We start from the raw sequence: 22838 nt of genomic DNA on the forward strand, positions 1-22838 counted from the left end.
CGCTGCGGTGGTGCAGTGCCGGCCTCGCGGGGCGAGGACGCGGTGAGGCGGCGCGCGTCATCGCGGGCCTCCGGTCGGGATGCGGCGGAGCACGAGCCACTCGAGCAGGGCCGTCGCGAGGTAGAAGACGAGTCCGAGCGCGATCGCCGCAGCGACGTAGGCCCACGCGCGGGCGTACGCGCTGGTGGCGGCAGAGGTCGCGATGAACGTGCCGAGTCCGCCGCGCGGACCGCCGAAGTACTCGGCGACGAGCGCGGAGATCACGGCCAGCGAGCTGGCGATCCGGATGCCGGTCATGAGGTACGGCACCGCCGTCGGCAGGGTGACCTTGCGGAAGGTCTCACTGCCGGATGCCGCATAGACGCGCATGAGGTCGCGATGGACCGGGCGGGTCTGGCGGAGACCGCGGAGGGTGTTGACGAACACCGGCACGAACGCCGCGAGCGCGGCGATCGCCTGGCGCCCGAACTGGCTGTCGGCGCCGAACATGGAGTTGAGCACGGGAGCGAGGGCGACGATCGGCACGACCGCGAGCGAGGCGACGATGGGCGCCGACATGCCGTCGACGGCGCGCCAGCGCGAGGCCAGCGCCGCGAGCAGGATCGCCAGCAGCGTGCCGACGACGAGCCCGATGAGGGCGTTGGTGCCCGTCACGATCGTCGCCGACAGGATCGCCGGCCAGAACTCGACGAGCTGCTCGAGGATCGCGGCCGGGCTCGGCAGCAGGTAGTCCGAGACGCCGACGACCGTCACCAGGAACTGCCACAGCGCGAGGACGAGCAGGCCGACGACGATCGGCGCGATGACCCGGAGGCGCCGCTCGGCGGCCGGGCTCCACCCGGTGCGGCGTGGGGCGATCCGCGGGCTCGACGTCGTGGGCGTGATCGTCATCGCTCCTCTGCTCCCCGCGCGGCCGGCGCCGGCGTGCCGTGCAGCGCCTCGCGCACCGCGGTGACCATCGCGAAGAACGCCGGCGTCTCGCGCAGCGTGTCGTCGCGCGTGACATCGGTCCCGAAGCCGGTCTCGATGACGTCGGTGATGCGGCCTGGGCGCGGTGACATCACGACCACGCGGTCCGAGAGGAACACCGCCTCGGGGATGGAGTGGGTGACGAACACGACGGCCGCGCCGGTCTCGGCGGCGATGCGCGACAGCTCCGCCTGCATGCGCTCGCGGGTCATCTCGTCGAGCGCGCCGAAGGGCTCGTCCATCAGCAGCAGTCGAGGCCGCTCGGCGAGGGCGCGGGCGATCGCGACGCGCTGCTGCATCCCGCCCGAGAGCTGATCGGGATGCCGGTCCGCGAAATCCGAGAGCCCGACGAGGTCGGCGAGTTCGGCCACGCGGGCCTTGCGCTCCGCAGCCCCTACGCCGTGGATCTCGAGCGGCAGAGCGATGTTGGCCGCCACCGTGCGCCAGGGCAGGAGCCCCGCCTGCTGGAACGCGATGCCGTAGTCCTGGTCGCGACGTGCGCGGTGCGCGGGCTTGCCGAACACCTCGACGGTTCCCGACGTCGCGGAGTCGAGGTCGGCGATGAGCCGCAGGAGTGTGGACTTCCCGCAGCCCGACGGGCCGATGAGCGACACGAACTCGCCGACGTCGACCGTCAGGTCGATCCCGTCGAGCGCGGTGACGTCGCCGGCCTTCGAGGGGAAGACCTTCGCGGCATCCCGCACGCTCACCGCCGTGGTCGTCGTGGTGTCTGTGGTCGCGGTGTCGGTCATCAGGCCGCCTCTCCTCGCCGGTAGTCCTTCATGAGCACGCCGAGCAGCGCCACCGAACCCGCGGCGACGAGACCGAGTGCGACCGCGCCGAAGATCGGCGCCCAGGCCTTGGCCGGGTCGCCCGATGCCTGGCCGGCGAACTGGATGAGCAGCCGGCCGATTCCGCCCTGCAGACCCGTCGAGACCTCGGCGACGACGGCGCCGATGACCGCGTTGGCCGCGCCGAGACGCAGCGCGGGCAGCAGATAGGGGACGGATGCCGGCAGCCGGAGCTTCACGAGCGTCGGCCAGTAGCCGGCGGCGTAGGTGTGCATCAGCTCGGTGTGGATGCGATCGGGAGACTGCAGTCCCCGCAGCGCCCCGACCGCGATCGGGAAGAACGCGAGATACGACGCGATGAGGGCGACCGACATCCAGTCCTGCCATTCCCATCCGGCGATCTCGATCCGAGACCCCCAGCTCTTCACGATCGGCGCGAACGCGATGAGCGGGACCGTCTGGCTCAGAATGATCCAGGGGAGAAGTCCCCATTCCGCGAGCCGCCAGCGCTGCATCAGCAGCGCGAACGCGAGGCCGACGATCGAGCCCACGATCCAGCCGACCGCGGCGATGCCCAGCGTCGTGAGCGCGCCGAGCGCGATGACACCCCACAGCGGCGGTGAGCCCTCCTGGCGCGTGACGGGCTCGAAGAGGCGACCGGCCATCACCCACACGTGCGGCATCGCGAGATCGGTCGTGCGGGGGAGGATGCGCACGCCGACGACGATCACGCCGTCCTCGGGCGCGAGCCACTTGTACAGCTCCCACGCGATGATGACGGCCGAGACGCCGACGATCCCCCAGAGCCAGGCCAGTCCGGAGCGCCGAGCCGTCATGCCTTCGCCGTCACGTGGGCGGAGAGCGCGGGGATCACGGTCTCGCCGTACACCCGCATCGTCTCCTCCTTGTTGTCGTGCTGGAGGTACCCGGCGAACTGGGTCACGCCGAGCGCGCGGAGCTGCTCGAGCTTGGCGATGTGCTCGTCGGCGGTGCCCAGGATGCAGAAGCGGTCGACGATCTCGTCGGGCACGAAGTCGACGTGGTCGTTGTCGGACTTGCCGTGGGTGTTGTAGTCGTAGCCCGTGCGGCCGGCGATGTAGTCCGTCAGGGCGTCGGGCACGGTGCCGTGCGCGCCGTACTTGGCCACGATGTCGGCGACGTGGTTGCCGACCATCCCGCCGAACCAGCGGCACTGGTCGCGCATGTGCTTCCAGTCGTCGCCGATGTACATCGGCGCGGCGACGCAGAACGCGATCGCGTCGGGGTCGCGGCCCGCTGCGGCAGCGGCATCCCGAACCGTCTTGATCATCCACGCCGCGATGTCGACGTCGGCCAGCTGCAGGATGAAGCCGTCGCCGACCTCGCCCGTGAGTTTCAGCGCGAGCGGGCCGTAGGCGGCGACCCACACCTCGAGCTCGGAGCCGCGGCTCCAGGGGAACTGCAGCGTCGCACCCTTGTATTCGACGGGGCGCGAGTTCGCGAGCTCGCGGATGACGTGGATGGATTCGCGCAGCTCACTCATCGTGACCGGCTTGCCGTTGGTGACCCGCACCGCCGAGTCGCCGCGGCCGATGCCGCAGATCGTGCGGTTGCCGTACATCTCGTTGAGGGTGGCGAAGACGGATGCCGTCACCGTCCAGTCGCGCGTGGCGGGGTTCGTGACGAAGGGGCCGACCGTGATGCGCTTCGTCTCGGCGAGGATCGCCGAGTGGATGACGTACGGCTCCTGCCACAGCAGGTGCGAGTCGAACGTCCACACGTGGCTGAAGCCGTGCGCCTCGGCGAGCTTGGCCAGCTGCACGGTGCGCGCGGCGGGCGGGTTGGTCTGGAGGACGACTCCGAAGTCCATGATCTCGATACGCTCCGCTACTCGATCACCGGGGAAGGGGCTGAATACTCGATCACCGGTGGTCAGATCAGGTACTGGCTCAGGCCGCGCTTGAGGAAGCGGCCGTCGCCCTTGGCGCCGTGGTATGCGCCGCCGTCGACGATCACCTTGCCGCGCGAGATGACCGTGTCGACCTGGCCGTCGATCTCGAAGCCGTCCCACGCGGAGTGGTCCATGTTCATGTGGTGCGTCGCCGCCGAGATGCTGGTGTGGCCGTTCGGGTCGTAGACGACCACGTCGCCGTCGGCTCCGGGCTGGATCACGCCCTTGCGCCCATACAGGCCGAACATGCGCGCGGGCGTGGTCGAGGTGAGCTCGACCCACCGCTCGAGCGTGATCTTGCCGGTGACGACCCCCTGGTACATGAGGTCCATACGGTGCTCCACCGACCCGATGCCGTTCGGGATCGCGCGGAAGTCGTCGAGCCCCAGCTCCTTCTGCCCCTTCATGCAGAACGGGCAGTGGTCGGTCGAGACCATCTGGATGTCGTTCGTGCGCAGCGCCTGCCACATGTGGTGCTGGTGGCCCTCGCCGCGCGAGCGCAGCGGCGTCGAGCACACCCACTTGGCGCCCTCGAACTGGCCCCATTCCTCGCTGAACGCGCCGAGCTGCTCCTCGAGCGACAGGTAGAGGTACTGGGGGCAGGTCTCGCCGAAGACGTTCCAGCCCTGGTCGCGGGCCCACGCCAGCTGCTCGACGGCCTGCTTGGCGCTCACGTGCACGACGTACAGCGGCGCGCCGGTGAGATTGGCGAGCATGATCGCGCGGTGCGTCGCCTCCTCCTCCATCTGCCACGCGCGGGCGATGCCGTGGTAGTACGGCGCCTTCTTGCCGGCCTCGGCGAGCTGCGCGGCGAGCACGTCGATCGCGGGGCCATTCTCGGCGTGCATCATCGTCAGCAGACCGGTGTCGGCCGAGACCTGCATCGCCTTCAGGATCTGCGCGTCGTCGGAGTAGAAGACGCCCGGGTACGCCATGAACAGCTTGAAGCTGGATACGCCTTCGTCGACGAGGCCGCGCATCGCCTGCAGCGAGTCGTCGTCGACACCGCCGACGATCTGGTGGAAGCCGTAGTCGATCGCGCAGTTGCCGGCGGCCTTCGCGTGCCACGCGGCCAGGCCGTCCTGCACGCGCTCGCCGTACTTCTGCACCGCGAAGTCGATGATGCTCGTCGTGCCGCCCCACGCCGCCGCCCGGGTTCCGGTCTCGAACGTGTCGCTCGCGTTCGTGCCGCCGAACGGCAGCTCCATGTGGGTGTGGGCGTCGATGCCGCCGGGGATCACATACTTGCCGGTCGCGTCGATGACGGTGTCGACGGATGCCGCCAGGTCGGTGCCCAGCAGGTGCGAACCCGGCGCGAGCACGGCGACGATCGTCTCGCCGTCGATGAGGACGTCGGCCTCGCCGCGGCCCGTCGCCGAGACGACGGTGCCGCCGCTGATGAGTGTGGTGGTCATGATCGGCCTCCTTACGGCTTCGCGATCTTCGTGTACGAGTCGGGACGGCGGTCGCGGTAGAACTGCCAGTCGTCGCGCATCTCCAGCACCATGTTCATGTCGAGGTCGCGCACGAGCAGCTCCTCGTGGTCGCCCGAGCCGCGCTCGCCGACGAAGTTGCCGCGCGGGTCGATCACCTGACTCGTGCCGTAGAAGTCCACGGCGAGATCGCCGTACTCGTTGTCCTCGCGGCCGACGCGGTTGGGCTGCAGCACGAAGTAGCCGTTGGCAACGGCCGCAGCGGGGCCCTCGACCTCCCACAGTCGGTTCGACAGGCCGGGCTTGGTGGCGTTCGGGTTGAACACCATGTGCGCGTCGTTCAGGCCGAGCTCCCGCCATCCCTCGGGGAAGTGGCGGTCGTAGCAGATGTACATGCCGACCCGGCCGACGGCGGTCTCGAACACGGGGTACCCGAGGTTGCCCGGACGGAAGTAGAACTTCTCCCAGAACCGGTCGAGGTGGGGGAGGTGGTGCTTGCGGTACTTGCCGAGGATCGTGCCGTCGGCGTCGACCAGCACGGAGGTGTTGTAGTACACCCCGGTCTCGGCCTCCTCGTAGATCGGGAGGACCGTCACGACCCCGAGCTCCTTGGCGATCGCCGCGAAGCGCTGCACGATCGGGCCCTCTGCCGACTCTGCGAAGCGGTAGTACTTCTTGTCCTGCGTGATGCCGAAGTAGGGCCCGTAGAAGAGCTCCTGGAAGCACATCACCTGCGCGCCGTCGGCGGCGGCATCCCGCAGGAATCCTTCGTGCTTGTCGAGCATGGACTCTTTGTCGCCCGTCCAGGTGGTCTGCGAAATGGCCGCGCGTACCGTCGTCATCGTGTCTCCGTCCGTGCCGTACTCGGGTCTTCGGGCCGTTCCCTGATCCTGTCGACTCGACGTTTCTCATCGGTTTCGGCCTGTGACGCGACAGTAAAGCCTCACTCCGGCGGGCGCAATGGTTGGCTGGGCAGACCTTAGGAATTCACGGGCGAACTACATCGCACGACGGATGCCGCGGCATCCGCCCTCGCGTAGCGTGAGTGCGTGTTCCGCCCCCTCAAGCCGTACCAGGTCGTCGTCGACGGGTCGGTCGCCGTCGCCTTCGCCCTCGTCGCCCTGGCGTACCAGGCGCCGGGCGGGTGGCCCGTCGGCGATCTGAATCAGATCGTGCCGACCCTCGCGATGGCGGTCGCGCTGGGCCTGCGGCGTCTCGCGCCGGGGCGCGCGCTGGGGGTCGCCTGGCTCGGGGCGATCCTGCAGATGCTGGTCGGCGTGCCGCCGATGCCCGCCAACGTCGCGATCTTCGCGGTGCTGTACACGACCGCGGCATACGGGACGCGGCTGGTGTTCTGGCTCGGATTCGCCTCGTCGTTCGTCGGGGCGGTCGTGATCACGCTGTACCTCGTGCTGCGGCCGTCCTTCGGCGCCGGTGGCGTGACGTGGAGCACGATCCCGCTCGCGCTCGCCGTGCTCGTGGCCGCCGGGTTCGCGCTGCTGCTGTCGTGGACCGTGGGCGCGCTCGTGCGCACGGCGATGCGCGCCCGCGAGAACCGGCGCGCCCAGGAAGAGGCCGAGGCCGAGGCGGTCGTCGAGCAGGAGCGCGTGCGGATCGCCCGCGACATGCACGACGTCGTCGCCCACTCGCTCGCGGTCGTGATCGCGCAGGCCGACGGCGCGCGGTACGCCGCGGCAGCCGACCCCGCCGTCGCCACCGAAGCCCTCGGCACGATCTCGACCACTGCGCGCGCCGCGCTGGCCGACGTGCGACTGCTGCTCGCGCAGCTGCGCCACAGCCAGGGTGACGGCCCGCAGCCGACGCTCGCCGATCTCGAAGAGCTGTACGCCCAGGTGCGGGCGGCCGGGGTCGAACTGCGGATCGACGTCGACCCCGCACCTGTGGGAGAGCCGCCGGCGGGCGTGCAGCTGGCCGTCTACCGGATCCTGCAAGAGGCGCTCACCAATGCGCTGCGCCACGGCGAGCCGCGGGGGCCGGTCGATGTGCGGCTGGCCTGGCACCCCGACCGGGTCGATCTCGAGGTGCGCAACCCCGTGCCCCCCGGAGTCGAGCCGGGGGGTGGGCTCGGACACGGGGTCATCGGCATGCGCGAGCGTGCGCAGCTCGCCGGAGGCAGGCTCGGCGCCGAGCATCGCGGCGCCGACTTCGTCGTCACCGCCGGCCTCCCGATCGGGGCAGCGGAATGACCGGCGTGATCAGGGTCGCGCTCGTCGATGACCAGGCGCTGTTCCGCGCCGGCATCCGCATGCTCGTCGACTCGCAGCCCGATCTCGAGGTCGTCGCCGAGGCAGCCGACGGTCGCGAGGCGCTCGCGGTCGTCCGCGCGACGCGTCCGGATGTCGTGCTCATGGACATCCGGATGCCGGTGATGGACGGCCTCGCCGCAACCGCGGAGCTGCTGCAGGATGCCGACCCGCCGCGCATCGTCATGCTCACGACGTTTGACCTCGACGAAGCCGCGGCGCGGGCGATCCGGCAGGGCGCGAGCGGGTTCCTGCTGAAGGATGCCGACCCCGAGTTCCTTCTCGCCGCAATCCGCACGGTGCATGCCGGATCGGCCGTGATCGCGGCATCCGCCACCCGCGACCTGTTCGCGCATTTCGCGGATGCCGCGCCGAGGGCCGTGCCACCTTCCTACGGCGCGCTGACCGAGCGCGAGCGCGAGATCTTCGCCCTCGCAGCGCGCGGTCTCTCCAACGCCGAGATCGCGGCGCGGGAGTTCCTGTCGGAGGCGACGGTGAAGACCCACATCAGCCGCATCCTCACCAAGCTCGCTCTGCGCGATCGGGTGCAGCTGGTGGTCTTCGCCTTCGAGCACGGCCTCGCCTGACCCCCGCCCCTGTCCGTTTACGGACGAGACACGCCGCGTCCTGACCTCGCCCGCACGGCGTGTTCCGTCCGTAAACGGTCGGGACGAGGAGGCGGACGGATCATCCTCGAGATGTACGGCGGATGAGCCTCGCGGGCGACGCGGACCGACCGGCCCCGCTCGTAGCGTCGAAGGCATGGAAATCTCTACGACAGACCTCGGGCTCGCCGCCCGAGTGCAGCAACTCACCAAGACCTATGGCGGAGGAGCCGGCGAGGTGCGTGCCCTCGACGGCGTCTCGGTCGGCATCCGCCGGGGTGAGTTCACCGCGATCATGGGCCCGTCGGGGTCGGGCAAGTCCACGCTCATGCACATCATGGCCGGCCTTGACGCGCCGACGTCGGGCCGCGCCTGGATCGGCGACACCGACATCACCGGCCTCTCCGACCTCGAGCTCACGATCCTGCGTCGCCGCCGCATCGGCTTCGTCTTCCAGGCGTTCAACCTCGTGCCCACCCTCGACGCGATCGGCAACATCATGCTGCCGTTCGACCTCGACGGCCGCCGCCCGTCCGCCCTCGAGCGCGCTCGCATCGACGCCCTCGTCGAGACCCTCGGCCTCGCCCCGCGGCTGCGTCACCGCCCGCACGAGCTCTCGGGCGGACAGCAGCAGCGCGTCGCGATCGCCCGCGCCCTCGCCACCGCGCCCGACCTCGTCTTCGCCGACGAGCCGACCGGCAACCTCGACTCCCGAAGCGGGCGCGAGGTGCTGGGCCTGCTCGCCGCGGCGAGCCGCGACCACGGGCAGTCGATCGCGATGGTGACCCACGACCCGATCGCGGCGAGCCACGCGGACCGCGTGCTCTTCCTCGGCGACGGCCGCATCGTCGCCGACAAGCCGCGCCAGAGCGCCGAGGAGATCTCGGCGTATATGCTCGCCTCCGAACTCGGCGAGGGGCTCGGCGAGACGGCGCGGGTGTCGGCGTGAGCGCCGTGACGACGATCGAGCGGATGCCGCAGCCTTCGGCATCCGCTCCACTGGCGTGGCTGCGCGAGCGGGGGATGGGCGCGAGTGTGCTCGTCGCGGCGATCTCGTCCGCGTTCGGCGCGGTGCTGCTGAGCGCGACCGGGTACATCGCCGCGATCATGCGCGCGAACCCCTACATCGGCGAGAGCGAGGTGCTCGCCGCCGTGCTCGCGATCATGACGGTGATCCTCGTGGGCGTCGCGGTGTACGTCGCCGCGATCGTCACGGCGAATACGTTCTCGACCGTCGTCGCCGGCCGCACCCGCCGGATCGCGCTCATGCGGCTGATCGGCGCATCGGCGCGGTCGCGGCGCGACGAGGTGGCGCGACAGGGGCTCGTCGTCGGTGTGATCGGCGCGGTCGTCGGCCTCGTCGCCGGCACGATCGTCGCCGCGGGCGGCATCGCGCTCGCCGAGGAGGTGCTCGGCATCGACGACGTCGGATACCAGGTCGTGCAGGCCGTGCTGCTGGTTCCCGCGGTCATCGTCGCCGTCACCACCTGGGCGGCGGCCTGGGCGGGGTCCCGCCGGGTCCTCACCGTCACGCCGCTGCAGGCGCTCGGCGGCTCGGTCGAGGCGTCGCACGAGTCACTCGCACAACGGAAGGGACGCAACGCCTCGGCGATCGCGCTGTTCGTCTCCGGCGGAACGCTCCTGGCCGCCGGCATCGTCGTGGGGCTGGTGACACCATTGGGGGTGATCGTGGCGTTCTTCGGCGGCATCCTGTCGTTCACGGGTCTCGTCGTCGGCGCGAACCTGGTCATGCCGCCGGTGCTGCGGCTCGTCGGGCGCGCGTTCGGCCACTCGGCGACCGCGCGCCTCGCGGCTGAGAACGCCCTGCGGTACCCCGAGCGATCCAGCCGCATGGCGATCGGGGTCGTCATCGGCGTGACGCTCGTGACGATGTTCGCCGTCGCCCTCGAGACGGTGAAGTCCGTCGTCACGGCGTCGGCGGGCGGCGAGGTCGACTCCGAGTTCATCACCGTGATCGACACCTTCGCCGGCATCATGATGGGGCTGGTCGCGGTGTCTGCGGTGATCGCCGGCGTGGGACTCGTGAATCTGCTGACTCTCGGCGTCGTGCAGCGCCGGCGCGAACTGGGCCTCCTGCGAGCCCTCGGCGTCTCGAGTGCGCAGGTGCGCCGCATGGTGCTGCTCGAGGCCGCGCACATCACCATCGCCGCCGTCGCGACCGGTCTCGTGCTGGGCACCGCCTACGGCTGGGCAGGTGCGCAGTCACTGCTCGGTTCGGTGGCCGTGCCGCCGCTGTGGCTGTCGCCGACGCTCGTCGCTCCCGCCGTGCCGTGGATCCCGGTCGCGATCATCGTGGTCGCCACCGCCGCGCTCACGCTCGTCGCAGCGGTCGTGCCGACGCGGCTCGCGACCCGCATCGCGCCGGTCGAGGCGCTCTCCGAGTAGGAGCGGGCGCTCGTGCGAGGAGGGCCCCGCCCGCGGCCGAACCGTGGGCGGGGCCCTCCTCAGCGCCGATCGGCCGGCCTAGCGGCCGTTCGCCGCACCGTTGCCGGTGTTCTTCTTCACCTTGAGTTCACCCGTGCTCACGGCACCCGAGCCGTAGCCGGTCGCGACAAGCGCGTCGGCGCCGATCGCAGCATCGGCCGGCACCGTCGTGGTGAACGTCACGGTTCCGTCGGTGCTCACGGCGGTGGCGAGGACCGCCGCGGTCGAGCTGAGCTGCAGCGTGACCGACTCGCCCACGCGGAAGCCCGAGCCCGTGACCGTGATGCTGTCGCCGGGCTTGGCCGACGACGACTTCACCGTGAGAGTGCCGGACTCCGCCAGCGCCTCGGCGCACGGGTCGCCCGGGACGCCCACCGGGGGAATCGGCGTGCCCTGGGTGAGGCCGTCGTCCTCGCGGATCACGACCCGCCCGAACGAGTCGCCGATCGTCGCGCCGCCCTGCGTGTTCGTCACGTTCGCCGCGTAGGTCGCCGACGCGGCCGAGCCGGGGTTCGCGTCGCCCTGGAAGGGCACCGAGACCGCCTTGCACTGCTCGCCGGGAGCGAAGACGAGTTTCTGCATGACGGGGCTGATCTTCGACGATGCGAAGCCGAGAGCGCTGAAGTACATCGTCGCGGTCTCTTCGGCCGGCCGCGAAAGCACGACCGGCACGCGGATGGTACCGGGACCGGCGCCTTCCTCGACCTTGACGTCCGGCACCGACGCGACAGGCCTCGTCGACACCTCCGGTGTTCCCACCGTCGGGGCCTCGAGCAGCGTCAGGTCGGACAGCAGCACGCCGCCCGCCTCCGCGGGAGCCGCCAGTCGCACCTCGCGCACGTCGGTCAGGTCGACACCGGCGAAGTCCGACAGCGGGATGCTGAGCTGCTGCAGCAGCACCTTGCGGAGCGGGTTCGCCGACCCCGGCAGCACCGTGAGCGCGTCCCCGTAGGCGGATGCCGTGACCGAGATCGCCGCTCCCGCGCCGTCGAGAAGGGTGACGGTGAGCTCGGTACCCGTCGTGACGTACTCATCGGGCGAGACGCGGAACGAGAGGCTCTCGTATCCGGTGGCATCGACCGAGCCGCCGGGAACCGGCACGCGAAGCTCACCGGCGGTCTCGCTGCCGGTCGGCGCGGTGTAGGTGAAATGCAGTGCGGTGGTCGACGGCACGGCGGGTGCCTTCGGGTTCGACGTGGTGCTCGTCACCGAGCCGGCGTTGCCCCAGTCGGGAGCCTGCGCGAAGCCGAGGGTCTCGATGCAGTAGGGCAGGATGCCGGGGACCGGCGTCGACGCGATCCCCTCGCACGTCTCATACGACCCCGCTCCGCGGACCGTCAGCACACTGCCCGGCACGTCGAAGTTGTTCAGGTCGAGACGCGTCGACGCAGGCTGTGTCGCGCTCACGCGGATGTCGGCGAAGTCCACCGTGGCGGGCTTGGCGTCGGACCCGTCGAACATCGGCAGGAACTGGTCTTCTCCGCCGAGGGTGAGGCGGAAGAATCCTGCGATGTAGGCGTTGCCGACCGCGTACTGCTCGGGCGCCGTGAGGCGCGTCGTCGTCGGTGCGTCGGCGCCGCAGACCGGGTCCAGCTGACCGAAGCCGCGCCAGTCGTCAGCGGTTCCGAACGCGAACATGCCGGGCGTCCAGATCGTGTTGAAGAAGTTGTGGTTCGTGCCCATGATCAGCACAGACGAGCGCAGCACGTCGTCGCCGTACGCGTGACGCGAGTCGTTGATGAACTTCTGGCCCATCTGGTCTTCGACGTCGCCGTCGCAGTACGGGAGCAGGGTCGCGGTCGGGATGCCGGGAACCGAGATGCGCGAGTACGACGTCGGGGCGATCGGGAGTACGCCGTTGATGCCGAACGGCTTGTCCTGCTCGGCGTTGAGGACCGCGGCGCGCATGATCCCCTCACCGCCGCGGGAGTGGCCCATCAGTCCGACGTTGTCGAGGTCGAGGCGCCCCTTGAGTGCGGCGCTCACCGGAACCGGCGAGCCCTCCGGCGAGACGAACTTGCCTGCGTCGGCGGCGCGAAGGAGGGACAGGTGGTCGATGACGAGCTGTCCGCGGGCCTTGGCGCCGGTGTCGTCGGCGCGGGATCCGTCGAGCGCGTTGATCGCGTTCGCCGAGATCGACACGACGGCGTAGCCCTGGCTCGCGAGGATCTCTGCGGCGTCGTTGTAGCCGAGGTAGCTCGGGATCTCGGTCTGCCCGGGCGAGCACGGCCACGCCGGCGCCCCCGCAGGGCGGGTGCCGCCGCACGAGGCGTGCCGACCGTGCAGCAGGATCACGACGGGGCGCTCGCCCTTGGCCTCCTCAGGCAGGAAGACGGCGGCGCGCATCTCGCCCTTGAGGCCGAAGTCGGGAATCACCTGCACCTCGTCGCCGAGGTCGTAGTCGTATCGGCCGACGGTATAGGCGCCGTACTCGGAGGGGTCGGCATCCAGCACCGGAGCCGCTGCGGCGAGAGGAGCAGTGAGGGAGCGCAGCGCCGCCGCGTCGTCGGCGACGGACTCCTCGGCGGAGGGGTCGCCCTGCCCGGCCCACCCCTGCTCGACCGTCTCGGCGGTCGCTACCGCGGGGTCGGTGGTGGTGACCGAGACTTCGAGTCCGTCCTCGGACTCCGTCGCGATTCCGATCTCGACACCGTCGACCCACACGGTGGGGGCGGACGCCGTGATCTCGAGCGGCTCATCGAGGGTCTTCACGATCTCGTAGCCACCCGCGATCGCGTTGACCGTCCAGTCGTCGCCTGCGGCGACGGTGTCGTCGGCGGCGGCGAAAGCCGGCGCGGCGGCGAGGAGGGATGCCGTTGTGGCGCACACCACGCCGATGGTTGTGAGTCGTTTCATTCGGGACCTGGACACAGTGCAGCGCTCCTCGGGAAGGAAGGGATGGGTGTCTGTCCGGTGTCGGTGTCGAGCGCCCACGGTCAGAGCGCGATGACTCCCGACGCTGGGCGTTCCTCGACGCTAGCGGTCGCCATCCTGCGGAAAGGGCCGGTTTTCGATCTCGAAACCCCGCGCGCGCAAGAACTTAACAAACGCCGGTCAGATCACCGGGTCGGCGTCGAGCTCGAGGTCGTAGGCCCATGACGGTGCGAGGGCGGCGATGCGCGCTGCGCGCCACTGCCACACCGTCCACAGCACGGGCCACAGGAGGGGTGCGGTGGGCCCGCCGATCACGAGGCGGTCGCGCCACAGCGTCTTGGCGGGGTCGCCCGGCGCGGGCGAGACGGCCATCTGGTGGTCCCATACGTCGAGGCTCGCGAGGGGGCCGGTGAGCGGGATGCCGCTGTCGCGGAAGATGCGCACGCGGTCGTCCGGCTCGTCAACGAATCGCTCCGACATGTGGATGAGCTGGCGGCCCATCGGCACGCCGCCGATCGCCGACAGCTGCACCGGGATGTCGTCGCCCGGAGCCCACGTCGTCGGCAGGCCCTTCGGCTCGAGCGGTGCGAGGTCGAGCAGCGGGCCGTAGAGCTCGGCGACCGCGCGGGGAGAGTGGACGGCCCGCCACGCGGCATCCGCGTCGCAGTCGATGACGAGCTTGAGCAGGATCCGCATCGCCCCAGTGTGTCACCGTCCGGTCGCTGAGCGAGCGCAGCGAGACGAAGCGCCCATCCGCCCGTCGTACGCTGGACGGATGCCCTCGCCGTTCGACCAGCACCGCTACCAGGTCCGCCTCGAGTGGGGGATCGACGGCCTCGTGCGGCTCGCGCCGGCCGACATCGTCGTCGTCGTCGACGTGCTGCGGTTCTCGACGACGGTCGCCGCTGCGCTCGAGACCGGATCCGTCACAGGCGTCGCCCTCGACGCGAGTGCGCACGAGGTGTCGCTGAACGGCGCAGCGGTGGCCGAGGCCGCCGCGCGCACGGGATCGGTCGTGCTGCTGGGGTGCCTCCGCAACGCCGCGGCCGTCGCGGCCGCAGTCCTCGCCGAACAGCAGCGCCGCGGCGCGCGCACCAGCGTCTCGATCATCGCGGCGGGCGAGCTGGCCTCGCGCGACGAGCTCGCGCCGCTGCGGTTCGCCGTCGAAGACCACCTCGGCGCCGGGGCGATCGTCGACGCGCTCGGCGCGCTCGGCATCGACCACACCGCACCCGAGGCTGCGGCCGCCGGCGAGGCGTTCCGAGGACTCCGGGGCGCCGTGCGGCACCTGCTCACCGCGAGCGGGTCGGGGCAGGAGCTCATCGACCACGGCCGCCGCGACGAGGTGCTGGCCGCCGCCGCGGTGGATGCGGCATCCGTCGTCCCCGTGCTTCGCGACGGGGCCTTCGCCGCCTTCTGACGCCGCGCGCCGGCGCGCTACCGCGGGGTCATCGCGGCGAGCCGCGTCGCGGGCGTGATCTCGCGCCGCGACCACGAGATCGCGAAGCGCTCGTCGAAGACCGGGGCGCAGCGCGCGCATGACGTCGCCCGCGTCGCACGGCGATGCCGGTAGGCGACGTGCCCGGCGGGGCAGGTGCCCACCCACGACGCCAGCTCGACCGCGGTCTCGCCGTTGTGGGTCGTGCCGCCGACGTAGCCGAGCTCGCGCGCCGTCGCCTTCCACCGCGCGCCGTGGCCGGCGCCGGCGCCCGCGAGCGCATGGGCGACCTCGTGCAGCAGGGTCTGGTGGTTGGTGTCGTCGTCGTAGCGCGCCGTCAGGTAGCGCGAGACGCTGATGCGCTTGCGGCGGTAATCGCACAGGCCTGCGCGGCGCTTGGCGCTGTCGAAGGCGAACGACCACGAGGGGTCGAGATGGAGCTGGATGAGCGCTTCCGCCCATCGGCGGACATCACGGGGATCGGACATGGCGGTGACGCTAGAACGTACCTACGACACTCAGCTGGCGACCGACGCGGCCGCGCGGCGCCGGTCGGCCGCATCGATCGACAGCAGCGCCTGCTCGATCTGGTCGTCGGGTGCTCCCGACTCCTGGCGCAGGAACAGCGCGCGCTTGAAATCGCGTCGGGCCGACTCGTAATCCTCGGCCTCGTAGTGGGTCTTTCCGCGGTGCTGGTACGCGAAGGCGGCGATCGCCGCCCAGCCCTGGCCCTCGGCCTCTTCGGCGCAGGTCGTCAGCTCCTGGTCGGCGGCGGCATAGGACCCGCGCACCTGGACGACGGATGCGTGCAGGATGCGTGCCCGCAGCAGGTCCTTGCGGGTGCCGGCCATGCGCGCGACGCGCACGGACTGCTCCGACAGCACCATGGCGTCATCGGGGCGACCGAGCACCTTCAGCAGCCACACCCGCTCGAGGAGGGCCGGGAGGCTGCGCTGCTCGCCGATCTCGTCGAGCCGCTCCTTGCACTGACGGGGGTCGACCTGCTCGCGCAGAGTGTCGGGATCGTAACCCTTGATGTAGCTCACGGTGACTCCCCTTCCACGCGTCCGAACCGCTCCTCCAGTGTGCCTCGGCGGGGCCGCGACGAGGACGTGACGCGCCGCGCTCAGCGGTCGAAGAGCGACGAGCTGGGCTTCGGCGACGCGGTCGCATCGCCGTCGGTCGCGGGCCGCGCGCCGCGAACGAACTCATCGATCTCGGCGCCCTGCGCCACTTTCGCCGGATGCGGCCCCGCCGCCATCAGCCGAGGCAGCCACTCCGTGGGCAGGGGTGCGCGGGATGCCGCGATCACGAGGTTGCCGAATCGCCGGCCCTTGAGGGTCTGCACCTCGGCGAGCACCACGACGTGGGGAAGGACGTCGCGGATCGTGGCGACCTGGCGCCGCGCGAACGCGAGCCCGGCACCGTCTGCGACGTTGACGAGCAGCACGCCGTCGGGCGCGAGGAGGCGCGCGGCTTCGGTGTAGAACTCCACCGTCGTCAGGTGTGCGGGCGTCTGCGCGCCCGAGTACACGTCCGATACGACGAGGTCGACGGCGCCCGTCATCGCCGCCGGAAGCCGCGAGAGCCCGGCCCGCGCGTCGCCGATCCGCACGCGCAGTGACGCGCCGCGGGGGAGCGGCAGGTTCTCGCGCACGAGGTCCCACAGGGCCGGTTCGAGCTCGATCACCTGCTGGCGCGAGCCCGGCCGCGTCGCCTCGACGTAGCGGGGGATCGTGAGGGCGCCGGCTCCGAGGTGCACGGCGGTGAGCGGCTGTCGCGGCATCCGCAGTCTGTCGATCACCGCCCCCATCCGCGCGATGTACTCGAAGTGCAGGTGGGTCGGATCGTCGAGGTCGACGTGCGACTGGGGCGTGCCGTCGACGTCGAGCTCCCACCCGCCGCCGAACGCGGACGGCACGATGCGGGCGAGCGTTCCGTCCGACAGGCGTGCGGACGGAGCCGGTGCCTCGTTCCTCGCGCGCGCCATGCCCTCAGGCTAGTCGACGCAGCGGCCCCGACTGCCTTGATGCTGACACTTCTGCTTGCAGAGAAGTGCTGGATCCGCGCATTTCGACAAGCGTGCGCAGAACTTCCGCGTCGAAACACAATCGAGACACAGGTGTAATCGTCGGTGCGGCACGTCGCGGGTAGCGTCGAGGAATCACTCCCCCCCGCGGGCCGTTGCGCCTCGCCTCACGACGACGTGTCAGGGTGCCCGCGATCACATGGAAGGTGCACAGCACATGCTCCACACTGCGAAGAGGCGCTGGATTGCCGGCGCCGCGGTTGCGGCCATCGGCGCGCTCGTCCTGACCGCTTGCGCGAGTCAGCGCGAGGACGACGGCGGCGAAGAAGCGGCTACCGACGTCGACTCGACGTTCGTTTTCGGCTCGTCGGGCGACATCTCCAGCCTCGACCCCGCGTTCGCGAGCGACGGTGAGTCGTTCCGCGTCTCGCGTCAGATCTTCGAGGGCCTCGTCGGCGTCGAGCCCGGCACGGCGGACCCGGCGCCCCTGCTCGCCGAGAGCTGGGAGCAGTCCGAGGACGGCCTGTCGTACACGTTCCAGCTGAAGGAGGGCGTGACCTTCCACGACGGCACTCCCTTCGACGCCGACGCCGTCTGCTTCAACTTCGATCGCCAGAACGCCTTCACCGGTGTCGCGGCCAGCCAGAGCATGGCGTACTACTGGGGCGTCATCATGCGCGGCTTCGAAGAGAGCGGCACCTCGATCTATGGCGGCTGCGAGGTCGGCAGCCCCACCGAGGTGACGATCGCCCTCACGCAGCCCTTCGCCGGCTTCATCCCGGCGCTGTCGCTGCCCGCCTTCTCGATCCAGAGCCCGACCGCTCTCGAGGAGTACGGCGCCGACGAGGTGGGCGGCACCGCCGACGCACCCGTCCAGAGCGAGTACGGTCAGGGCCACCCGACCGGCACCGGTCCGTTCGTGTTCGAGTCGTGGGCTCCGGGCGAGTCGACCACGCTCGCCGCGTACGAGGACTACTGGGGTGAGCAGGGCCAGGTGCAGGAGGTCATCTTCCAGGTGATCGGCGATACCACCGCCCGCCGCCAGGCTCTCGAGTCGGGCAGTATCGACGGCTACGACCTCGCAGCCCCTGCCGACCTCGGCGCGCTCGAGGAGGCCGGCTTCACGCTGGTCAACCGCGACCCGTTCAACGTGCTCTACCTCGCGATGAACCAGGCCGTGCCGGCGCTCGCCGACATCAAGGTGCGTCAGGCGATCGCCCACGCGATCGACAAGGACCAGCTCATCGCGCAGGTGCTGCCCGAGGGAACCGAGACGGCGACGCAGTTCATGCCTGACAGCGTCATCGGCTGGAACGCCGACGTCACGACGTACGAGTACGACCCCGACGCCGCCATCGCCCTCCTCGCGGAGGCCGGCTACGACGAGGCGAACCCGCTGTCGATCACGTTCAACTACCCCGTGAACATCTCGCGGCCGTACATGCCGAACCCCGAGCAGATCTACACGAACCTGAGCTCGCAGCTCGAGGCCGTGGGCATCGTGCTCACCCCGGTGTCGAACGAGTGGGGCGAGTACCTCGACCTCATGCAGGGCGGCAGCGACCACGGCATCCACCTCCTCGGCTGGACCGGCGACTACAACGACCCCGACAACTTCGTGGGCACGTTCTTCGGTCTGCCGACCAACGAGTGGGGCTTCGACAACCCCGAGCTGTTCGACGCGCTGAGCGCGGCGCGCGGCATCGCGACCGAAGAGGAGCAGACCGCTGCGTACCAGGCGGTCAACGCGCAGATCATGGAGTTCCTCCCGGGCATCCCGCTCGCCCACCCGGTGCCGACGCTGGCCTTCGCCGAGCGCGTCACCTCGTACCCGGCGAGCCCCGTTCAGGACGAGGTCTACAACCTCATCGAGCTGAGCGAGTAATCCGCTGAGATCGAATGCCGCGGCCCGGCCATCGCGCCGGGTCGCGGCATCCGATGCTGCACACCCGCACCCGCTCACCTGATCGAACGCCCCGGCGCTCGCCCGCCGCCCTCCCCGGAGAACCACCCCGTGCTACGCACCATCGGCCACCGGCTGCTCCTGCTGATCCCGACCCTGTTCGGGCTCAGCGTCCTGCTGTTCCTCTGGGTGCGGGCGCTGCCCGGCGGACCCGCGGTCGCCCTCCTCGGCGAACGGGCGACGCCCGAGGCGATCGAGGAGATCAACGAGCTGTACGGCTTCAACGAGCCGCTCATCCAGCAGTACTTCACATGGCTCGGCCGGCTCCTGTCGGGCGACTTCGGCCAGTCGATCCAGACTCGCGCGCCCGTCGTCGAGGAGTTCACCCGGCGACTGCCGGCCACCATCGAGCTGTCGATCCTCGCGATCATCCTGGCCGTGGGCATCGGCATCCCTCTCGGGTATTTCGCCGCCCGCCGCCACGGCAAGGCGCTCGACCACCTCACCGTCGGAGCGAGTCTGCTCGGCATCACGATCCCCGTCTTCTTCCTCGCGTTCATGCTCAAGTGGGTCTTCGCGGTGCAGCTGGGCTGGCTCCCCTCCGAGGGGCGTCAGGACCCGCGCCTGGATGCGACCCACTACACGGGCTTCTACGTCCTCGACGGCATCCTGACGGGGGAGTGGGATGCCGCGTGGGACGCGTTCCTGCACCTCATCCTGCCGGCGATCGCCCTCGCGTCGATCCCGTTCGCGATCATCGTGCGCATCACGCGGGCCTCGGTGCTCGAGGTGCAGAACTCCGACTACGTGCGCACCGGCATGGCCAAGGGCATCTCGCGCGGAACGATCCGCTCACGGTTCATCCTGCGCAACTCGCTCCTGCCGGTGGTCACGACGATCGGCCTGCAAGTGGGACTGCTCATCTCGGGCGCCGTGCTCACCGAGACCGTGTTCGCCTTCCCCGGCATCGGATCGTTCATGGCGCGCGCGATCTTCACGCGCGACTATCCGGTGCTGCAGGGCTTCATCATCTTCATCGCGATCGGATACGCGCTGATCAACCTGGCGGTCGATGTGTCATACAGCTTCATCGACCCGAGAGTGAGGGTCTCATGACCTCGGCCATGCTTCCCCCTGCCCCGAGCGGCGGACCGGTCGACGACACCGCGATCGACGACAAGGAGCTGCTGCGGGCGAAGACCGCCGGCGGCGGGTTCTGGGGCGACGTGTTCCGGCGCATGCGCCGCAACCCGAGCGCGTGGGTGGGCGCGGCGATCATCGCGGTGTTCCTGCTGGTGGCACTGCTGGCACCGTGGCTCGCGCCGTACGGACCGACCGACCTGCCGGGGCAGAAGTACATCACGCCGACTCACATCCCCGGTCCGGGTGAGATCCCGGAGTTCCCGCTGGGCCTGGACCGCTTCGGCGGCGACGTGCTCTCGAAGCTCATCTGGGGCGCCCGCGCGACACTCCTGATCGGCGTCATTTCGACCGCGATCGGCCTCGTCGGCGGCATGATCCTCGGCTTCCTCTGCGGAGCGTTCGGCGGCTGGGTCGACACCCTCATCATGCGCTTCGTCGACATCCTCCTCTCGATCCCGAGTCTGCTGCTCGCGGTGTCGATCGCGGCGATCCTGGGCCAGAACCAGGCATCGGTCATGATCGCGATCGGCGCCGCCCAGGTGCCGGTCTTCGCGAGGCTCCTGCGCGCCTCGATGCTGCAGCAGCGCTCTGCCGACTACGTCCTCTCCGCCCAGACGCTCGGCCTCGGCCGTGGCTCGATCACGATGTCGCACGTTCTGCCCAACTCGGTCGGCCCGGTCATCGTGCAGGGAACCCTGTCGCTGGCGACCGCCGTCATCGAAGCTGCCGCGCTGTCGTACCTCGGTCTCGGCGGAAACGTGCCGCAGACCGCCGAGTGGGGTCGCATGCTCACCTACGCACAGCTCGAGCTCGCGATCGCGCCGTGGCTGGCATTCCTCCCCGGCATCTGCATCACGATCACCGCGCTCGGGTTCACGCTGTTCGGCGAGGCCCTCCGCGAGGCAATGGATCCGCGCACGCGAGCCCGCTGACCCGCTCGGCGGGCCGTCGAGGCCCGGGTTCCGACGGCGAGACTTCACTGGAGCGCCGAGACTGCGTGCGGCGAGCGCTGTTTCGGCGCTCCACTGCAGTCTCGGTGAAGGTGGCGGCGACCGTGACAGCGGCGCTGCCGAGATCGCGGGCGCGGGCTCCGCGGAACGAGGGCGCTTCAGACCGCGATGTCGAGCTCGTTGCCGGGGATCGAGGCGAGAAGCCTCCGCGTGTAGGGGTCGCGGGGATTCGTGAAGATCTCCTCGCTCGACGCCGCTTCGACGAGCACGCCGTCCTTCATGACGCACACGTAGTCGCTGATGAGCCGAACGACGGCGAGGTCGTGCGAGATGAAGAGGTAGCTCAGTCCGTACTCGCGCTGCAGATCACGCAGCAGTGTGAGCACCTGGTCCTGCACGAGCACATCGAGGGCCGACACCGGCTCGTCGCACACGATGAGGTCGGGCGAGAGCGCCAGCGCGCGGGCGATCGCGATGCGCTGGCGCTGGCCGCCCGAGAGCTCCGACGGGTACCGCCGCAGCATCGAGTGGGGCAGCGAGACGTCGTCGAGCAGCTGGCGCACGCGCGCCGCGCGGTCCTTCGACGACCCGCGCTTGTAGACGTCGAGGGGCTCGGTGATGATCTTCTCGATCGAGAACATGGGGTTCAGCGACGAGTACGGGTCTTGGAAGATCGGCTGCACCCGCTGGCGGAAGCTCTTGAGCTCGCGGCCCTTCAGCGCCGCGACGTCCTGGCCGTCGAAGCGGATCGCGCCGCTGGTCGGGTCGACGATCTTGAGCATCATGCGGGCGGTCGTGGTCTTGCCCGAGCCGGATTCGCCCACGATCGCGACGGTCTCGCCGCGGGGGATCGCGAACGACACGTCCTTCACCGCGGTGAAGTCCACCTTGCTGCCCCGCACGGGGAACACCTTGGTGAGACCTTCGACCTCGACGATGTAGTCAGGTGCGGCGGCGGGGCCGGATGCCGCAGCCCGAGGCTCCGTCGTCGCCGCCGGCACCGCAACGGGCGTCGAGACAGCATCATCCGCCTCGGTCGCCGGCGCCGCAGCGAGCTTCGCCCGGCGGAAGACCTCGGGCTGCAGACGCACCGCGGCCACAGACGGGGCCGCGCGCACGAGCGCCTGCGTGTACGGCTGCTGCGGGTCTTCGAGGATCTGGCGGGCGGGGCCCTGCTCGACGATCCGCCCGCGGTTCATGACGACGACCCGCGATGCCCGCTCGGCGGCGAGGCCCAGGTCGTGGGTGATGAGCATCACCGCGGTGCCGAGCTCGCTCGTCATGCGCTCGAGCTGGTCGAGGATCGTCTTCTGCACCGTGACGTCGAGCGCGCTCGTGGGCTCGTCGGCGATGAGGAGCTTGGGGTTGCACGCGAGGCCGATGGCGATGAGCGCGCGCTGGCGCATGCCGCCCGAGAACTCGTGCGGGTACTGCTTGGCGCGCTCCTCGGCGTTGGGGAGTCCGGCGGCGGCGAGCGTCTCGACGACGCGGCGGTCGACGTTCTTGCGGGTGGCGAGGCCGTGCGCGAGGAGGGTCTCGGCGATCTGCGTGCCGATCTTGGCGACCGGATTGAGGTTCGACATCGGATCCTGCGGGACGAGCCCGATCGAGCCGCCCCGGATCGTGCGCATCACGCTCTCGGGCGCGCCGACGAGGTCTTCGCCTTCGAACAGGATGCTGCCCCGCGTGACCTTGCCGTTGCCCGGCAGCAGGCCGATGACGGCCATCGCGGTCGTGGACTTTCCCGAACCCGACTCGCCGACGATCGCGAGCGTTTCGCCGGCTGCGAGGTCGAGGTCGACCGCCTCGACGGCGTGTACCGGCCCGTCCACGGTGCGGAACTCGACGGCGACGTCGCGCACCTGCAGAAGCGGGGTGCCGACGGAGTGGCGTTCGGTGGAGCGAGGCATGTGTCCCATCCTGCCTCGCGCGACCTCGTCCCGCACGCGCCGGGCACCACCCTTTACGCAGTCGTAACCCCGGCCGGTGTCAGACGTGGTTGCGACCGGCGCGAAACGGAGGAGATCGGCAAAACGGAGGACGGATGCCGCCCGCGGCGCGGGC

General features: G+C 70.4%; 20 protein-coding genes. 8 read left to right on the top strand and 12 right to left on the bottom strand.

Going from position 1 to position 22838, the window contains the following annotated elements:
• Positions 1-57: 57 nt before the first annotated feature.
• The 6 genes from FFS15_RS06025 to FFS15_RS06050 form a co-directional block, all read right to left on the bottom strand.
• Positions 58-891: an ABC transporter permease subunit gene (locus FFS15_RS06025; protein WP_249353779.1), complete on the bottom strand. Its 834-nt coding sequence runs from the start codon at positions 889-891 to the stop codon at positions 58-60.
• Entirely contained in the window at positions 888-1721 is an 834-nt protein-coding gene (locus FFS15_RS06030) for an ABC transporter ATP-binding protein (protein WP_137844101.1), read from the bottom strand. The genes FFS15_RS06025 and FFS15_RS06030 overlap by 4 nt, the downstream gene beginning before the upstream one ends.
• On the bottom strand, positions 1721-2596 hold the full coding sequence (locus FFS15_RS06035; protein WP_171013101.1) for an ABC transporter permease subunit: 876 nt from the start codon (positions 2594-2596) through the stop codon (positions 1721-1723). The genes FFS15_RS06030 and FFS15_RS06035 overlap by 1 nt, the downstream gene beginning before the upstream one ends.
• Complete coding sequence (locus FFS15_RS06040; RefSeq protein ID WP_137844102.1) at positions 2593-3609, bottom strand: TIGR03842 family LLM class F420-dependent oxidoreductase; 1017 nt, start codon at positions 3607-3609, stop codon at positions 2593-2595. The genes FFS15_RS06035 and FFS15_RS06040 overlap by 4 nt, the downstream gene beginning before the upstream one ends.
• A gap of 62 nt (positions 3610-3671) precedes the next feature.
• The gene (hydA, locus tag FFS15_RS06045) at positions 3672-5105 is read right to left on the bottom strand and encodes a dihydropyrimidinase (RefSeq protein WP_137844103.1); all 1434 of its coding nucleotides are present in this window, start codon (positions 5103-5105) and stop codon (positions 3672-3674) included.
• A gap of 11 nt (positions 5106-5116) precedes the next feature.
• Positions 5117-5965 carry a nitrilase-related carbon-nitrogen hydrolase gene (locus FFS15_RS06050; protein ID WP_137844104.1) on the bottom strand — a complete coding sequence of 283 codons (849 nt, stop codon included), beginning with the start codon at positions 5963-5965 and terminating at the stop codon, positions 5117-5119.
• Positions 5966-6172: 207 nt separating this feature from the next.
• Here FFS15_RS06050 and FFS15_RS06055 point away from each other — a divergent pair, with 207 nt between their 5' ends.
• The 4 genes from FFS15_RS06055 (at position 6173) to FFS15_RS06070 (ending at position 10398) form a co-directional block, all read left to right on the top strand.
• Positions 6173-7330, top strand: a complete 1158-nt coding sequence (locus FFS15_RS06055) for a histidine kinase (RefSeq protein WP_137844105.1) — start codon at positions 6173-6175, stop codon at positions 7328-7330.
• Entirely contained in the window at positions 7327-7974 is a 648-nt protein-coding gene (locus FFS15_RS06060; RefSeq protein ID WP_137844106.1) for a response regulator transcription factor, read from the top strand. Before FFS15_RS06055 ends, FFS15_RS06060 begins: the two co-directional genes overlap by 4 nt.
• A 175-nt stretch (positions 7975-8149) precedes the next feature.
• Positions 8150-8941: an ABC transporter ATP-binding protein gene (locus FFS15_RS06065; RefSeq protein ID WP_137844107.1), complete on the top strand. Its 792-nt coding sequence runs from the start codon at positions 8150-8152 to the stop codon at positions 8939-8941.
• Positions 8938-10398, top strand: coding sequence for an ABC transporter permease (locus tag FFS15_RS06070; RefSeq protein ID WP_249353781.1), 1461 nt, complete (start codon positions 8938-8940; stop codon positions 10396-10398). Before FFS15_RS06065 ends, FFS15_RS06070 begins: the two co-directional genes overlap by 4 nt.
• 78 nt (positions 10399-10476) lie before the next feature.
• Here the strand turns inward: FFS15_RS06070 and FFS15_RS06075 are convergent, their stop codons facing one another.
• The gene (locus FFS15_RS06075) at positions 10477-13293 is read right to left on the bottom strand and encodes a hypothetical protein (protein WP_137844108.1); all 2817 of its coding nucleotides are present in this window, start codon (positions 13291-13293) and stop codon (positions 10477-10479) included.
• Positions 13294-13491: 198 nt separating this feature from the next.
• Positions 13492-14007, bottom strand: a complete 516-nt coding sequence (locus tag FFS15_RS06080; protein ID WP_137844109.1) for a hypothetical protein — start codon at positions 14005-14007, stop codon at positions 13492-13494.
• A gap of 79 nt (positions 14008-14086) precedes the next feature.
• On the opposite strand from FFS15_RS06080, the gene FFS15_RS06085 reads away from it, so the two are divergent.
• The gene (locus FFS15_RS06085; RefSeq protein WP_137844110.1) at positions 14087-14731 is read left to right on the top strand and encodes a 2-phosphosulfolactate phosphatase; all 645 of its coding nucleotides are present in this window, start codon (positions 14087-14089) and stop codon (positions 14729-14731) included.
• Between the two features lie 17 nt (positions 14732-14748).
• Here the strand turns inward: FFS15_RS06085 and FFS15_RS06090 are convergent, their stop codons facing one another.
• From FFS15_RS06090 to FFS15_RS06100, 3 genes are all read right to left on the bottom strand, one after another.
• Positions 14749-15237: a SprT-like domain-containing protein gene (locus FFS15_RS06090; protein ID WP_137844111.1), complete on the bottom strand. Its 489-nt coding sequence runs from the start codon at positions 15235-15237 to the stop codon at positions 14749-14751.
• A gap of 30 nt (positions 15238-15267) precedes the next feature.
• On the bottom strand, positions 15268-15795 hold the full coding sequence (locus FFS15_RS06095) for a hypothetical protein (protein WP_137844112.1): 528 nt from the start codon (positions 15793-15795) through the stop codon (positions 15268-15270).
• 80 nt (positions 15796-15875) lie between these two features.
• Positions 15876-16739: a fused MFS/spermidine synthase gene (locus tag FFS15_RS06100; RefSeq protein ID WP_137844113.1), complete on the bottom strand. Its 864-nt coding sequence runs from the start codon at positions 16737-16739 to the stop codon at positions 15876-15878.
• A 256-nt stretch (positions 16740-16995) separates the two neighbouring features.
• Here FFS15_RS06100 and FFS15_RS06105 point away from each other — a divergent pair, with 256 nt between their 5' ends.
• From FFS15_RS06105 to FFS15_RS06115, 3 genes are all read left to right on the top strand, one after another.
• A complete protein-coding gene (locus FFS15_RS06105; RefSeq protein ID WP_137844114.1) occupies positions 16996-18663 on the top strand; it encodes an ABC transporter substrate-binding protein in 1668 nt (555 codons plus the stop codon).
• Between the two features lie 129 nt (positions 18664-18792).
• The gene (locus tag FFS15_RS06110) at positions 18793-19797 is read left to right on the top strand and encodes an ABC transporter permease (protein WP_137844115.1); all 1005 of its coding nucleotides are present in this window, start codon (positions 18793-18795) and stop codon (positions 19795-19797) included.
• Positions 19794-20756, top strand: a complete 963-nt coding sequence (locus FFS15_RS06115; protein ID WP_137844116.1) for an ABC transporter permease — start codon at positions 19794-19796, stop codon at positions 20754-20756. Before FFS15_RS06110 ends, FFS15_RS06115 begins: the two co-directional genes overlap by 4 nt.
• A 176-nt stretch (positions 20757-20932) precedes the next feature.
• Here FFS15_RS06115 and FFS15_RS06120 read toward each other — a convergent pair whose 3' ends face one another.
• Positions 20933-22684, bottom strand: a complete 1752-nt coding sequence (locus tag FFS15_RS06120) for an ABC transporter ATP-binding protein (protein ID WP_137844117.1) — start codon at positions 22682-22684, stop codon at positions 20933-20935.
• Positions 22685-22838: the final 154 nt, after the last annotated feature.

The organism is Microbacterium sp. 2FI, assembly GCF_005502885.1.
In the GTDB taxonomy this organism is placed as follows: Bacteria; Actinomycetota; Actinomycetes; order Actinomycetales; family Microbacteriaceae; genus Microbacterium.